We start from the raw sequence: 16,241 nt of genomic DNA, 5'->3' as shown, positions 1-16,241 counted from the left end.
ATCGTCCATGTGATTGACTGTCTTTTTAAAAAAGCATTCCAAAGATATTGTTAATTGAACTAAAATAAAACAGCGTTCTTAATAATATCTTGGCGAAGTAAGTGTTGAAATAAAATATGTATATATACCAATCCTTAAAAAAAGAATATACAATATAACTTCACATATTTTATTGCAGCAATTAAGATATTAGTTTGCTATAGAACAAAATATCCCCATATTTTAGATGATGAGTTACAAAAAAAAAATAATTCATCAGAGAATAAAATGCACGTACTTGGAAATTTAACAATATTAGCATTTTAGTAAACAAACACAAATATTTAAAAATTATTTGCCTTAATATTTTGTTTTTTTGCATTCACTGTGGAAGAGAATCCCATTGAAGGACGAACACCGCAAGTGCAGTTATTGCTGTTTTTTCATAATTAAATATTATGACAGAACTAACTTTAATGGTTCACGGCACTCAATAAACAAGCTTAAGAAAAACCCTTAAACTAGTTTAAGGGTTTATACAAATTGGATTGTTTACTTAATTTGAGTTATAAAGCTGCATTTAAAACCTTTTCCTCTGAATAAACAAGACCTTCATAACAAGCATTATAAATATCTTTCAACTCTTCAACGGTTGGTTTTCTAGGGTTGAATCCTGTACAAGGGTCTAAAAATGCATTGTTTGCCATAAAGTCCAGATTTTTATCCCAGTCTTCACGAGAGATCCCGAATTCTTTTATTGCAGATTGGTTGTTCACTTCTGATCTCAAAGTTTCAATAGCCTGAGCCAATTCTTCAGTGGTTTCTTTACCGATCACTTTTGCCAGATCCGGAAAACGACTGCTTTCTTTTTCATTAAATCGAATCACATTCGGTAAGAAAATCGCATTACAAGCACCGTGAGGAACGCCAAACAAAGCTCCTACCTGGTGAGATAATGAATGTACAATTCCCAACCACGCATTGTTGAAAGCAAGACCTCCCATAAATGAAGCATCATGCATATTCTGACGGGCTGTGATATTATTTGGATTTTTTACCGCTTCTTTCAGATTATCAAAAACGATTTTTAAACCACCTTTGGAAAGTGCATCTGCAAAATTATTGTCGATGTTTGAAACATAAGCTTCGACGCAATGTGTCAAAGCATCCAATCCTGTGTTTGATGTAACGTGAGCCGGCATCGATGCACAGATCTCGCCGTCGATAATTGCCACATCAGGAGTCAATTCATAAGAAACGATTGGATATTTTACACCTTTTTCACGGTCTGTGATTACGGCAAGACCTGTAGTTTCAGTTCCTGTTCCGCTGGTTGATGGGATGGCAATGAATTTCGCTTTTTTTCTTAAAGTCGGAACACTGAAAGGTTTGATCATCACTTCGAAATCAGCATCCGGATATTCGTAGAAAACCCACATCATTTTTGCCGCATCGATTGCTGAACAGCCACCGATCCCTACGATCCAGTCAGGCTGAAATTCCTTCATCAATTCTGCACCTTTGAAACAAGTTTCTGATGACGGATCTTCTTCTACTCCTTCATAGATCTTGGTTTCTATTCCCGCTTCATTCAGGTAAGCGACTGCTTTATCCAAAGTCCCGCTTTTTTTCATCGAGCTTCCTCCAGTCACCAAAACTGCTTTTTTACCTTTGATATTTTTTAATTCTTCAAGACTTCCCGCTCCGTGGAATACTTCTCCTGCAACAAATAACTTGCTCATTCTGTATTATATTTTACGTTAAAATTATAGTACAAAGGTAGGTCAGGTAGAAAGCGAAGTGTTATACAATTGGGTTTATCTGTTATAAATTTGAGCCAGTTCCTCCTGAAGTTCCGTCGGAGTTTCTTTTAGTTTCGTTTTTACGAATTTATTGAGTGCAGAAGGCGAACTGAATCCCAGTTCCATCGATATCTGCTTATGAGAAAGGTCAGAAAACAACAACAGTCTTTTGATTTCCTGTAGAATACGGTTGTGAATTGCATTGATAGCAGTCTCGTCACAATGCTTCTTCGTAATATTGTTCAGTTTTTTGGTAGTGATTGCTAGTTTAGATGCGTAATACTGAACGGTACGCTCATTTTTGTAACGCTCATTCAGCATTTTTTTGAAACGAATGTATAGCGTTTTATCTGTTTCGTGCTGTAAAACAGGATGCTGACCGTGAACCAACTCAATCAATCCCAAGAGGAAGATCTTGATATAAAAACGCGCCTGCTCTTTTCGGACAAGACTTGGGTTAAGATATACGTTCTCAATATCAATCGCGAGCTTTTTTGACTGTTCAAATTCTGAAGGTGATAAAAAGACACAATTGAGATGAGTAGCAAGATCAACATTATAGGAAAGAAGTTCGTTTTTAAGAATGTCAGAACAGAATAGTACTTCCTCAAACAAAATGATCTTTCCCGAAACGTCGGAAGATGTACTTGTAACAGAAGAAATCTGTTCAGGAAAAATAATTGATATTTTGCCTGAACTAAGTTTAAATTTTTGGTCCTCGATCTGAATTTCTATTTCTCCTGATTCTAACATCAGAATGCAAAAGTGATCTTTTTTATGAGGCAAAAGGTAATTCTCGAGACCTGACAAGCTCAGGTCAAATGCGCGAAAAGAAAGATTTTGATCTTCCGGTTTTTGAATATTCTTTTTTATTTCTAAACGTTTCAAATTGTAATTTTTCTAAGTGACCATTGATTGATCAAGTTAACTTTTCCCAACTATATTCTTCCGTATTTTACTTAAAAATTCTGATGTGATCCCTAAGTAGGAAGCGATCTGCGTGTTTGGCAGTCTATTAATTAAGGGAAATCCCTTTGAAAATTAACATATCTTTCCTCGGCAGCATCAGTGATACTTTGCAATATACGATCCTGAAAATTAATAAATTTCCTTTCGTTGATCATTTTAAATTTCCTGTCAAATTTATGATAATTGATATAAAAAAAGCAGATCATAGATTTCCATTATTCTGAAAGGCACTGAGGCTTGCAATTTTATTATCGTTCATATTATAAACGATCTCAACGGAAAAACTTGACATTTCATATAGGACAAACTTTAATCCATCCTTATGGGTTTCATTGATGATCCGTCCTTCCTTCACAACCATTTCATATTGAGATTGATTGGTCATATTTTTAAAATCGTAGTACGAAATAGGCATATTGCTTAATTTTTATTAAAATGTTGTAGTTCAGTAGTGATTGGCTTCATTAGTTATTTTGATCCTTGAAAGAAAAATTTAAAGTTGTGGTACTTAAACAAATTTATCATCCACGTATCAGCCGAAATGTAAGATTAATTCTTTCTTTCATAGGTATCATCGATTTGGCGATCCGGTGTTCCCAGTTCTCCTGAAGGTCTCCTTTCATGATGAGTAGTGAGCCATTGGGAAGTGGCAGGCTGTATTTGCTTTGATGATGGTCTTTTTTTCTGAAATCAAAATTCCTGGTTTGCCCGAGACTGACGGACGCAATCACGGGACGCTTTCCATACCTGCTTTCCTTATCCCGGTGCCAGGCAACTGAGTCATTGTTGTCTCTGTACAGATTGAGCAGTACACCGTTGAACCGATAACCGAACTCTTTTTCAATTCTTTCTTTTAGAGATAACAAGTCTGGAGTCCAGGCGTTAATACTTGATGTATTGCTATCAGCCGATTCGTACGACTGCTTGTCATCACCATACCATGCAGTCAGTCGCGGTGTTACAACTGTCTTATCATACATTTTCTGGGTGCGCTGTTCCCACGGAGCTGTTTGAAGCAGATGGTGTTTTAACTGATCTGCCTCTTCACTGCTCAGGAAATTTTCTTTATACTCCAAAAGATCTTTTGGAAACTCGTAAAACTCCTCTGCATCAAATAAACTCAACTGGTTCATGCAATTTCTTTTAACAATTATTTTTAAACCATTCCATTTCTACAGGACATTTATTTTTCATCATTTCTGTTTTTAACTTCCCTCAGTGAAATTTTTTATGAATTGAATTTTAAAATTCCGTTCTCAAGATTACTGATACTGCGTTTAGCCTCATCGACCAGATACTTTAGATTTGCATGACCAGGCATATAATAGGGTTTATAATCCTGTGGTAATATTCCTCTAACATAACGCCATATCTGAACGATATTTGTTAAAGGAATATCATACGGGTTATAGAATGTGTTATCTGCAGCTACCGTAAGCGTATCTTTATTTCTTTTCACAAAGGTTTTGAACGTATAGCCTTCAGACGTGATGAACATATATTCCTTCCCCTTTTTAAGATCATCCAGCTGTTCAACATATTCACCGATCACACAGGTTCCGTCTGCAAATGGCGGCATTGAATCACCATCAGCCATAAAACCCCTGAATATGCCATGACCCAGAAATGGCAACTGAATCCTGGGAAGACTTTCAATATATTCCGGATCACTGAATCCGTTCAGATAGCCCATTGAAGCTTTCTGGGGGACAATTTCAATATACTTGTTTCCTTCGGTGTCTACTACTACCGGCAGCAATATCTTATTCCCCGGGAGGTTGACCATTTTGTCCAAAGGATACTTTCTTATATCAACCGTAACCAGCAGATCAATGCTGATATTGTAATACTTGGAGATCCTTATCAATACTTCAATAGGAGGTTCTGCATTCCCATACTCATATGAAACATATCTCGATCTGGTAAGGATGAGTTCATCTGCCAGCTTATGCTGGGTCAGATTTTTTTGACCTCTCAAAAACACGATGTTATCTGCAAAAATTGACATTGTCATAATTTATGACAACAAATATACACATTTTGTTTAAAAACGTGACTAAGTTTGCAGTATGGAAAGAGCAATTGCACATATGGATCTGGACACATTTTTTGTCTCCTGTGAGCGGCTGAAAAACTCTGTGTTGGAGAAACAGCCCGTGATCATTGGAGGCGGTGACCGTGGTGTGGTGGCATCATGCTCGTATGAGGCGAGAGAATTCGGTGTCCGCTCGGCGATGCCCATCAGGATGGCTTTGAGGTTGTGCCCTGAGGCTAGGGTGATCAAAGGTGATATGGAATATTATTCCAATATGTCACATCTGGTGACCGAGGTCATTCAGGAAAAAGTACCGGTGCTTGAAAAGGCCAGCATCGATGAATTTTATCTGGATCTTTCCGGAATGGACAAGTTCTTTGGCTGTTATCAGTGGACAAACGAAGTTGCCGATGCTGTGATGAAAAATACAGGTCTGCCAATCAGTTTTGCCCTTTCCACCAATAAGACAGTGTCCAAAATCGGGACGGGTGAATCCAAACCCATTGGAAAACTGGAGGTCAGGGCTTTGGATGTCCAACCTTTTTTAAATCCGTTGTCTATCAAAAAGATCCCCATGGTCGGGCCAGAGACCTTTCAGCTGTTTTCAAGGTTAGGTGTCAAAACCATTAAGACCCTTTCTGAGATGCCGGTCGATGTATTGCAGGAGCTTGTCGGAAAGAACGGCACTACCCTTTGGAAAAAAGCCCACGGCATCGATGAAACCCCCGTCGTTCCCTACTCCGAAAGAAAGTCGATCTCTACGGAGAACACTTTTTCCCAGGACACCATTGATATTCAGAATATCAGGAGTGTTTTATCAGGAATGGTTGAAAAACTTTGTTATCAGCTGAGACATGAAAAATGGCTGACCTCAACGGTTTCAGTTAAGATCAGGTATTCAAATTTTGATACGGAGACCAAACAGTGCAGAATTCCCTATACATCGGCTGATCATACTTTACTCAGGTATGTCCTGGAACTATTCAACAAAGTCTATACACGAAGAATGAGGATACGGTTGATCGGTGTAAGGTTTACCGGTTTGGTTCACGGCTGTCATCAAATGGATCTTTTCGAAGATACGGAAGAACTCATTTCATTATATGAGACAATGGATAAGATCAAAAACCGATTCGGTACCTCAAGTGTTGGCAGAGCATCAGGCTTGTTATTTTAATTTTTTATTATGTTTCTCAATTGCCATTCATATCACAGTCTGCGTTATGGGACCATCTCTGTCGAAGACCTGGTCCAGAAAGCTGTTGATCATAGACTCAAGGTCTTGGCATTGACTGACATCAATACGGTTACCGGTATCTATCAATTTTATAAGCTTTGTCAGAGTGCAGGGATCAAACCAATCCTTGGGGTTGATGTTAGAGTTGAAAATCAATATTATATTTGCCTGGCCAAAAATCCTGAAGGTATCGCAGAGATCAACAGGCTTCTGACCAATTATAATTGTGAGGGAATTGAGATTCCTAAAGCTAATCCTGAACTTGAAAATACTTTTGTGATCTATCCTTTAAAGAATATTCCTGAAAAACTGCTTGAACATGAATTTATCGGAATAAGACACGATGAGTTAAATCTGTTATATGCTCCTGAGCTAAAGTCCTTGACCCATAAAATGGTTATCCTGCATCCAATAACCTTCAAAACTGATGAAGAATATGAACTTCATAAAGTTTTAAGGGCAATAGCTGGAAATACTTTATTCAGCAAACTGACAGAAGATGATTACTGTAAAAGCAATGAGAAATTTATTGGTAAAAGAGAACTATTAAGGAAGTATTCCCAATATCCGGAGATCATTGAAAACACCAGATATATCGTCGATGAATGCAGTTTTGATTTTGATTTTAAAACTCCCAAAAACAAAAAATATTTTACAGAAAGCAAAGAGAGTGATTTTGAATTGCTGAAACAATTGGCTTTTGATGGACTGCATACCAAGTATTCTGTTGATGATATACAAGCCAAAGCAAGGGTAGAGAAAGAACTGGCGGTGATTGACCAGTTGAATTTCTGTGGTTACTTTTTAATTACATGGGATATCATCCAGTACAGCAAACGGATGGGATTTATGCACGTCGGAAGAGGAAGCGGTGCCAACTCCATTGTCAGCTATTGCATCGGAATTACTGACATCTGTCCCTTGGAATTGGATCTCTACTTTGAAAGGTTTCTGAATCTTAACCGAAAAACCCCACCTGACTTTGATATTGACTGGAGCTGGAAGAACAGAGATACCATATTGGAATATATCTTTAAAAAATATGGAAAAGACCATGTGGCTTTTTGTGGAACCAATGTGGAGTTTAAAAGCAGGTCAAGGTTCAGGGAACTGGGCAAAGTATTCGGACTGCCAAAGGAAGAATTAGATCAGCTCTCCAAAAGACCGAAAGATCAGCATGATCAGAATTCCATTGTTGAGGAGATCTACAAGTATGAAAAGTTACTGATCGGTTTCCCTAATCAAAGAAGCATGCATTCCTGTGGGATCCTGATCTCTGAAGAGCCTATCACCAATTATTCTGCTTTGGAATTTCCGCCCAAGGAGTTCCCCATTGTACAATTCGATATGCATACGGCAGAGGAAATTGGTCTGGAAAAGTTTGACATCCTTTCACAAAGAGGATTGGGAACCATCAAGGACACCGTTAATTTGATCGAAGAAAAAAGAGGGATCATTGTAGATATTGAGGATACAAGGATCTCAAAAAATGAGGCCAAGTGCAATGAGTATCTGAGTATCGGAAAGACGATTGGCTGTTTCTATATTGAATCGCCTGCGATGCGGGGTTTATTGAGAAGATTGAAATGCGATAACTACAAAGTACTGGTCGCCGGCTCATCCATTATACGCCCAGGAGTAGCACAGAGCGGCATGATGCGGGAATATATATTCCGGCATAACCATCCTGACCAGTTTGAATATTTTCACGAGGTCTTTGAGAAAGAACTTGGTGAGACCTATGGCATTATGGTATACCAGGAAGATGTCATCAAGATCGCTTTGCATTTTGGCGGTGTTTCTGCGGAAAATGGGGATGTCTTGCGCAGAGCGATGAGCGGTAAAGGCCGTTCTTTATCTGCATTACAGAAATTAAAAGATGACTTCTTTGAGTCTTGCAGTAAAAAAGGGCATCCTGAACAATTATCTCAGGAAGTCTATCGGCAGATCGAATCGTTTGCGGGATATTCATTCTGCAAGGCACACTCTGCTTCCTATGCAGTGGAAAGTTATCAGAGTCTCTATCTCAAAGTCTACTACCCTATTGAATTTATGGTCTCAGCCATCAATAATGGTGGTGGATTTTACAGAACAGAAGTATATGTTCACGAGGCAAAAATGGCAGGAGCGACCATTCATAATCCCTGTGTCAACCTTAGTGAATTTCAGACGACAGTCTATGGAACAGATGTGTACTTAGGCTTTATGCACATTGAAAAACTGGAAGCAACGATTAAGCAGGTCATTCCCGAAGAAAGAAAGAACAACGGGGACTACAGGTCACTTGAAGACTTTGTCAAAAGGGTATCCATCGGTATAGAAACATTGCAGACCCTTATTTTCATCGGTGCTTTCAGATGTACAGGAAAACAAAAACATGAATTGCTGATCGAAGCCAGATTCTTGTTGTCTAAAGGACAATATAGAACGAAGGTCATTTCTTTATTCGCTGAGCCACAAAAAGATTATCAACTGCCGGTTATTGAAAGGAATCAATTTGAAGATGCTTTCGATGAAATTGAGATCCTGGGTTTTCCCGTTTCCTTTTCTATATTTGATCTTCTTAAAACAAAGTACAGAGGCCATGTCATGGTACAGGATCTTTTGAAGTATCATAAGAAGCAGGTAAAGATGCTGGCCTATCTGATCTCGAGAAAACATGTGCCCATTAAAAATAAAAATCATCCCGGAAAGAGAGATGATATGTACTTCGGAACCTGGATCGATGCCGAAGGGGAATATTTTGATACCGCCCATTTTCCTGACAGCCTGAGAAAGTTCCCCTTTAAAGAAGGCGGTATCTATCTGTTATTGGGGACTGTAGAGATTGACTATCACTTTCCCACCATCACTATCACAAAAATGGCCAAGATGCCACTGATTGCTGATCCACGTTATTCTATGGATCAGGAAAAGTCCCAGGAAATTGAAAGAAGTCTCCGAGAAGATGTGAGTATGACCTTAAGGAAACCTTATCCACAAGAACAGGAGATCGGACTGCCGAGAAGCAAGATGAAGTAATCCACGAGACAAATAGTATATATTTATATGTTTATTTATCGCTTTTTTATGATTGATCAGTTGATCTTTTGACCTGGATCAACATCACTGAAATAGATGCCAGTAAAAATAAGGTACCGGCCATTGTGATAGCATTTGAAGGATCGCTTCCCAGAAAATTTTTATAGATAAAACCAAATGAAACTGTCTGAATCAACATCGGGATAACGATCATCATATTGATCACTCCCATATAAACACCTCTTTTTTCCGCAGGAATGGATGGCGAAACCATTGAATATGGCAGTCCCATCATAGCGGCCCATCCAATTCCAAAAAGGATCATCGGCAGCAATATTAAATATTCATTGTGGATGAATGGTAAAATCAGTAAAGAAATGCCTGTTGCCCAAAGACAAAAAACGTAGACATTTTTTGAGGAATATTTTAGTGCAAAAGGAATGAGCATCAATGCTGATATCATGGTGATGAAATTATAGAAACCATTCATCAATCCGGTTTGTCCGACTGCTGTCTCTACCAGATTCAGTATGTTCTTAGCCCAGGACATATCACTCTGTGATACTGAAAGTCCATTTTTTGAAAGTTCAATGAAATGATTGGCCTGTTGCTCATCACTTTCAGAAACATGATACAGGGTCTGCTTGATCATCGGGGTTACAAACTGCCAGTAACAGAAAAGCGCATACCACTGAAACAGATAGACCAGTGCCAACTGCCAAAGTATTTTGGGCATTTTGATGATCGCAGTAAAAATATCCACAAACGGAGTGAAGACCGTATCATTTTCTTTTTCTGCTTTTAGCTTGATCAGTTCTTCTTCAGTCGGAGGAATTTCCGGGGTCTTATACACCGACCATACCACGGATGCAATCGAACAGAAAGAGCCTAAGAAAAACGAATAATAGACCCATGCAGGTATGCCTCCGGGTTCTGAACTTCCTCCAAAGTATTTTTGAAAAGCAAACAGAGAGAGATTGGCCAGCGTAATTCCACCACCGACAAACAGACTCTGCATCTGAAAACCATAGGTTTGCTGCTCCTCGGGAAGTTTATCCCCGATAAAAGCCCGGTAAGGTTCCATGGCTGTATTGTTCGCAGCATCCAGAATCCACAATAGACCTACTGCCATCCAGATCGAAGAACTGAACGGAAATACAAACAAAGCTAAGCTGCAGAATACAGCACCCAACAGAAAGAATGGTTTCCGCCTTCCCCATTTCACGCTCCAGGTCTTATCACTGATGGCTCCGATGAGTGGTTGAATGAGCAATCCTGTTACAGGACCTGCCAGATTAAGGATAGGAAGCTGATCTGCGTGAGCTCCCAAAAAGGAATACAAAGGATTGACAGCGGTCTGCTGAAGACCAAAACTGTATTGAATACCAAAGAAGCCGACATTCATATTCCAGATCTGCCAGAAACTAAGCTTAGGTATTATTTTTTTATTCATAATTTACGGCTTTACAATTTGATAATCTTTTCCAAGCACGATATCTGCCTTTTCCTTCAATTGACGAATGATGTTATGCTCAATACCCAAAACCTTTTCAATGAATTCACTCTGCTCATCACGGTTTCTCTGGATTCTGTTTTCATAGGTATCCTTGTAATTCCGGTCTATGAATATACTGAAATCAAACTCATCAATGCTCAATATATAGGTTCCCTCAATAATAAGAACCTGGATGTCATCAAGGTCGAGAATTTCCTGTGATACAGAGTTGTTCTGATAATGAACCAAAGGCTTTTTGATAGAAGAACTCCCCTTTTTAAAATCTTTGATGTTTTCTTCGATCAATTCCAACTGAACTTCATGCATTCCGATATTGTCAAAACTCTTTTGACGGTTCTCATGATTGGTTTTCGGTGGAAACTTAAAATAGTCATCCATTTGAATCACAAAACTCCCGATCCCATGTTCTTCCAATACTTTTTTCAAAGCGAAGGCAGTAACCGACTTTCCACTGCCACTCTCCCCGCATATTCCGACTGCCCATTTTTTAGTGTGAATATTATTTTGTCCTAAGATCTTATAGATATTTTCTGCGGTCTCCAAATGTCTCTTCTCCAAATTAATTATATCTCCAATCATGTTCTAATCTGTTTTTAAATAATAGTTTTTTTGTAATGATCAATTTTCATCTTTATATTTTCATCAAAAGATAACCAGATGCTGAAAAGCACAATTGATCTGTGCCGGAAGGGATCAACTGATCCGTCGAATAATATTCTCTGAAACTTGAACCTTTCTCCGTCAGAAGTTTTTCATACTGGTTGACAATCTTTTCAGGAATTTCACCATATCCTCTTTTCTTCAATCCGACACATAGCCATCCGAGATAGATGGGCCATGAACCTCCGTTATGGAATTGATAGGGCTCATTTTTGAAGTCATAACTGTAATTGTTTTCAAGTAAATTCCAGTCAGCATCCTTTGGAAAGATGATCGGATAAAAAACAGGAAGCATCCAGTGTTGAAACTCTTTATTCAAGTCTTCTAAAAAATGAGTGAAACCATCCAGCTCTACATCAAATCCTAAAAAGATCGCTAAAGCATTTCCAGCAAGATCGAAGCGTTCATCGTACCCGTTGGCATTCAAGGATGCCCACAAGTAGGGTTTTTCTCTGGCTTTCTGATAGGCTGTTGGATGATATTTACTTCCATCAAAACTGTTCTTCCTGAAATTATTTTCGATCAGTTTTTTTTTGGTTTCAGCAAGAGATTTCAGATTTTCATCTTCATACAACTCCGCTGCATTTTTCAAAGCCCAATACCCGAGAACGTTGTCATACAGAACATAACCCGACGTCACATATTCGTCTGCCCAGTTGCCGCCTAACGGACTGTACAATAAACCCCGCTGGTTAAATTCCCAGGTCTTTAAACAAGAAAATGCTTTGTATATTTTCTCTTTTAAAGCATCTTTTAATACTTCACCTTTAGAATATGTTATGTATTCACAAGCTCCGATGATCCACCAGATTGTTGCATCTGTTCTCCCGACAAGCGTCCCGTAACTTGCTTTATCTCCATAAACATTTGAAGGAATCTGTCCGTTCTCCGCCTGATGACCTGCTAGGGTTTTGATCGATCTTTCCAGACCATCAACGATCATTTGGTTTTTGATAAAAATGCCCGTAATTCCCGTCATCATAGAATCTCTCGACCAGACTCTCGCATAATTGTCTTTCTTTTCAGAAGATGCAAGAATTCCTTGTTCTGAGATCGCCCGTTCTATAACCTGCAAGGCTTTTTGTGTAAACATCTACTATTTTTTTTGAAATGATAATAATTTAAATAAAGCTTTTTGTAATACATTTAGAAATCAAACTTTACACTTGCGCCCATAGTTCTTCCCGGCAGCGTTCTCGCTCTTACAATTCCGTTCGTTCCTTGTAAAGTTCCTTCTTCTGCCTCTGTAATGGCCAATGCATTGAATACGTTGTTGGCATTGACATTCAGCGTTAAATTTTTCAATAATCTGTAAGAAATGTATGGATTTACAGTCACATAGCCCGGCATGACCAGCTTATTACTGTCCTGTGTAAATGCTTTTGTAGACCCCACTGCAAAGAAACCAAAGCTTAATTTTTCAATATTCACATTGGGGTTGAAAGAATACATGAATTTCGGCGTTCTTCTCGGCATATTTCCTATGATGGTCTGGTCAATCGCATTTTTAATTTCAGCATGCGTGTAAGTCAATCCTGCTTTGATGTCAAAGTGTTTATTGAGTTTAAAGAATCCGTCCAGCTCTACACCAAATGATTCATATTTATTTTCTGTTCTGAGCTGCGTGGTCGCTTCATAATTTGCTTCAATCGTTCTTGCCTGAAACAAGGTTGTATTGAGATAATAATTTGGTCCTCTAAGTTTATATCCTACTTCAATCTGATTTAATTTATTAACTTTTACAGCGTCTAAAGCAGGGTCATCATTGTTGGTATAGTTGTAACCTGCGAATAGAATTCGGTCGGCAGAAGCACTTCCACCCTGGCTTACTCTCGCAAATAATGCATTACGTGAATTTAAGGCATAGTTAGCTCCAAATGAATACCCGAAAATGCCGTATTGATAATCAACAGGTACAGTTCCACTCACCACTTCTACTGCATATTCCGGTGTTTCAAAAGTGCCGTTTTGGTTGATATCAATAACTCTCCTTGTGTTTTGTGTTCCTGAAAAACTTCCTGAGACATTCCCAAAATCATATCTTGCACCAAGATCCAAAGTTAATTTTTCAATAGGATTGATTTCGACCTGCGCATGTGGTGCGATCACCGAATATTTGGTGTCATAATTTCTATTAACTCCGCCAAAAGCCGGAACACCGTAGTTCAGAAGTCCGTTGTCTGTGATTTTAGTTCCTGTATTGCTGATAATATCTACTAAACGTGCATTGTTATCAGAAACTTCCATCAGATACGTATTCCAGTTCCATGAAATGTTGATGTTTTGAGAACTGTTGTAAACACCTGCGTTCATTTTCACTGTATTCCATTTTTTGCTGATATTGACATCGCTGAAGAAATTATTGAGATTGTTTAGTTTGGTATTGAACAGAACTGTTTTCATGTATTTTGCATTGCTGTCAACTTCTGTATTGGTTCCCGCATACACCGCACTTCCATAATCAGTAACAGATTCTAGGATTTCAGACTTGCTTCCTACGGAAGCAGGAAAAGGCGCTAAAAACTGACCGTCATTGGCAGCGTATCTTGCTTTTGCATCCAGTTTCCATCCGGATCCTAAATCGTAGTTAAACTCGGCTCCAACGGTTTTAGAAACTGAATGCATTCCATCACGGATATCACTTTTCAGGATCTGCCCGTTTGCCCCAAGCGTAACATCATTTTTAAAATTGGAAGACTGCAAAGCAGCTGTTAGGATGTCAAAGTTATTTAAAGAGCTGTAATCAGGATTTGAATCTGAACCTGAAACGGCGATAGGCATCGGCATATAAGCCGCTGTCCGGTCGTCCAGGTATTTACCATACAATCTGATACTACCCTTCTCTAATTTCTTTAATAAAGACAAACGGAACTGCCCTCCGTTATTAGAGGTATATCCTGTTTTTCTGGGACCATCTCCGCCTCTGTAGAATCCGCCTACACCGATATAAAAATCTTTACCCAATGGTGTTCCATAGTCTATATCTGTTCTGAAATTCTGATAATTCAATCCTATTTGCTGCGTGATGCTTCCGCCTTCTTGCTCACCTGTTTTTGTAATAAAGTTGATGATCCCTGCCGGTGAGTTGGAAGCAAAAACAGATGCAGACCCCCCTCGTAATGCTTCAACACGGGATACGAAAGAATCAAATCTTGTGAACTGATCCTGCGTTCCAAACGCAATGTCACCAAACTGCATAACCGGAAGACCATCTTCCTGAATTAATAAATATCTTGAACCTCCTGCAGATACAGGAACACCTCTTACTGTTATATTTGAATTACCCTCACCGCCTGAAGATTCCGCACGAATTCCCGGAATCGTTCTGAAGATCTCAGCGGTAGTGCGCGGGGCTGAATTGATAATATCAGCAGATTTCAAAGTAGAAATGGATGTACTGGTCTTAATAGAATTTTTAGGGTTTGAGTTACCTGTAATAACCACCTCATCGATCACCTTGTCTTTGGGGGATATTGTATCCGTTACCGTGTTTTGAGAGAACATAAATGCCGCTATGTTCATGGTTCCGAAAACCAGCAATTTCTTTACTACTTTTGATTCCATAATATTTCTGAGTTTTTTGTTATGTCTCAAAAGTATTTTTTTTAGGGTATCAAAAATTGATTTTGAACACACTGTTAACCCTGTATTAATTTCAAACGATTGCGCAAACGGTTGCGGTTGATAACTTAAAAATAAATTAACTTTTTATTAAGAAATTACAATCGTTTATTTAACAAATATTAACAAAATAATAATCGAAAATTATTCTTAATTTCTCCTAATAATTGACACGAGAAATCAAAATGAAAAGAACTACAATAAAAGACCTCGCAGAAATGCTTAATATAAGCACTTCTACAGTCTCCAGAGCATTGAAGGATCATCCTGACATCAGTAGTTCTGTTAAGCTCAAGGTCAGGGAAGCTGCCGAAACATTTAATTACGTCCCCAACGATTTTGCCATCAACTTTAGAAACAAGTCATCTAAAGTTATTGGTCTTATTGTTCCGGAAATATCGATGTTCTTCCTTCCGTCAATTATAAACGGGATTTCTTCCATTCTTAATAAGGAAGGCTATCGGTTTTTCACACTATCATCCGGTGATTCCTATGAAACAGAAAAGGAACATATCGAGACCTGCATCAACTCAAGAGTAGACGGCATTCTGATCTCCCTGACGAAAGAGACCAAGGACTGTAAACATCTGCGTAAATTAGTAGACATGGAAATTCCGGTTGTCATCTTTGATAAAACGGTTCCACAGGATATTTTTGAATCTGTTGTATTTGACAATGTGAAAAATTCCGAACTGTCAGCAGATAGATTGATCGATCATGGCTGTCAAAATATCCTGGCGATCTTCGGTGATGAAAATCTGGAAATTACCCAAAGCCGATTGAATTCTTTTGAAACCAGGATAAGACAATCTCCAGCAATAGATCTGACAATCATTTTCTGTAAATCCGCCGATCAGGTCAAAGAAAAATTGGACCTGCTTTTAGATGACCGTTCATTTGATGGTTTCTTTGCCATGAGTGATGAAACACTAATGGGATTGCACAGTTCACTGATCAAACGAAATCTCAATAATACCAACAAAAAGGTGGTGGCAATAAGTGAAGGAACACTTCCAAAATTTCTCGATGAAACTTACGAATATCAGATCAACGATGGTCACCAGATGGGAAGTTTCGCTGCAAAAAGGTTAATGGAAAAACTGATGAATGATAGATCCAAAGTTTCAGAAAATTCTAACCAAAGTCACTACCTATAATCTACTTTACAAATAATGGATGGTCACAAAAAACCCAGCCGAGGCTGGGTAAAACTAATAACCATGAAAACTCAAATTAAACATGAGAATCGCTTCACAATGAAGCAATAAACAGACCAACTCAACCAAAATATTACAATTAAGGTTATATTATGTCTAATTATCCCCTTGTGATTTCACTAGCATCTTCTACTAAAAATATTTTCTCTCAGGTTCATACAACAATATAGCTGACAATACGCTT

At 38.5% G+C, this 16,241-nt stretch carries 12 protein-coding genes and 1 pseudogene; 3 read left to right on the top strand and 10 right to left on the bottom strand.

What is annotated here, in order from left to right; genetic code table 11:
* Positions 1-545 precede the first annotated feature (545 nt).
* From LNP04_RS16885 to LNP04_RS16860, 6 genes and pseudogenes are all read right to left on the bottom strand, one after another.
* Positions 546-1,721, bottom strand: a complete 1,176-nt coding sequence (locus tag LNP04_RS16885) for an iron-containing alcohol dehydrogenase (protein ID WP_229984058.1) — start codon at positions 1,719-1,721, stop codon at positions 546-548.
* A 75-nt stretch (positions 1,722-1,796) separates the two neighbouring features.
* Positions 1,797-2,534, bottom strand: coding sequence for a helix-turn-helix domain-containing protein (locus LNP04_RS16880; RefSeq protein ID WP_229984057.1), 738 nt, complete (start codon positions 2,532-2,534; stop codon positions 1,797-1,799).
* Positions 2,535-2,952: 418 nt separating this feature from the next.
* Positions 2,953-3,165 carry a hypothetical protein gene (locus LNP04_RS16875; protein WP_056015164.1) on the bottom strand — a complete coding sequence of 71 codons (213 nt, stop codon included), beginning with the start codon at positions 3,163-3,165 and terminating at the stop codon, positions 2,953-2,955.
* 106 nt (positions 3,166-3,271) lie between these two features.
* The gene (locus LNP04_RS16870) at positions 3,272-3,883 is read right to left on the bottom strand and encodes an alpha-ketoglutarate-dependent dioxygenase AlkB (protein WP_229984056.1); all 612 of its coding nucleotides are present in this window, start codon (positions 3,881-3,883) and stop codon (positions 3,272-3,274) included.
* 95 nt (positions 3,884-3,978) lie between these two features.
* On the bottom strand, positions 3,979-4,536 hold the full coding sequence (locus tag LNP04_RS16865) for a S24 family peptidase (RefSeq protein WP_229986317.1): 558 nt from the start codon (positions 4,534-4,536) through the stop codon (positions 3,979-3,981).
* A gap of 90 nt (positions 4,537-4,626) precedes the next feature.
* Positions 4,627-4,758, bottom strand: a pseudogene (locus tag LNP04_RS16860) (helix-turn-helix domain-containing protein); the annotation flags it as partial.
* 61 nt (positions 4,759-4,819) lie between these two features.
* Here LNP04_RS16860 and dinB point away from each other — a divergent pair.
* Both dinB and LNP04_RS16850 read left to right on the top strand, forming a co-directional pair.
* Entirely contained in the window at positions 4,820-5,962 is a 1,143-nt protein-coding gene (gene dinB, locus LNP04_RS16855; RefSeq protein WP_229984055.1) for a DNA polymerase IV, read from the top strand.
* A 9-nt stretch (positions 5,963-5,971) separates the two neighbouring features.
* Entirely contained in the window at positions 5,972-9,043 is a 3,072-nt protein-coding gene (locus tag LNP04_RS16850; protein WP_229984054.1) for a DNA polymerase III subunit alpha, read from the top strand.
* A 46-nt stretch (positions 9,044-9,089) separates the two neighbouring features.
* Here the strand turns inward: LNP04_RS16850 and LNP04_RS16845 are convergent, their stop codons facing one another.
* Genes LNP04_RS16845 through LNP04_RS16830 form a run of 4 tightly spaced genes read right to left on the bottom strand, consistent with a single transcriptional unit; the run spans position 9,090 to position 14,783 of the window.
* Positions 9,090-10,496 (bottom strand): MFS transporter, encoded by a 1,407-nt coding sequence (locus tag LNP04_RS16845; protein ID WP_229984053.1) that lies wholly within the window; start codon positions 10,494-10,496, stop codon positions 9,090-9,092.
* A 3-nt stretch (positions 10,497-10,499) separates the two neighbouring features.
* On the bottom strand, positions 10,500-11,138 hold the full coding sequence (locus LNP04_RS16840) for a uridine kinase (RefSeq protein WP_229984052.1): 639 nt from the start codon (positions 11,136-11,138) through the stop codon (positions 10,500-10,502).
* Between the two features lie 52 nt (positions 11,139-11,190).
* Positions 11,191-12,312: a glycoside hydrolase 100 family protein gene (locus LNP04_RS16835; protein WP_229984051.1), complete on the bottom strand. Its 1,122-nt coding sequence runs from the start codon at positions 12,310-12,312 to the stop codon at positions 11,191-11,193.
* Between the two features lie 53 nt (positions 12,313-12,365).
* The gene (locus LNP04_RS16830; RefSeq protein ID WP_229984050.1) at positions 12,366-14,783 is read right to left on the bottom strand and encodes a TonB-dependent receptor; all 2,418 of its coding nucleotides are present in this window, start codon (positions 14,781-14,783) and stop codon (positions 12,366-12,368) included.
* A 242-nt stretch (positions 14,784-15,025) separates the two neighbouring features.
* Between LNP04_RS16830 and LNP04_RS16825 the strand changes: the two genes are divergently transcribed.
* Entirely contained in the window at positions 15,026-15,997 is a 972-nt protein-coding gene (locus LNP04_RS16825) for a LacI family DNA-binding transcriptional regulator (protein ID WP_229984049.1), read from the top strand.
* Positions 15,998-16,241: the final 244 nt, after the last annotated feature.

This window comes from Chryseobacterium sp. C-71 (genome assembly GCF_020911865.1).
Taxonomy (GTDB): Bacteria; Bacteroidota; Bacteroidia; order Flavobacteriales; family Weeksellaceae; genus Chryseobacterium.
This window is presented reverse-complemented; position numbering and strand designations above follow the sequence as displayed.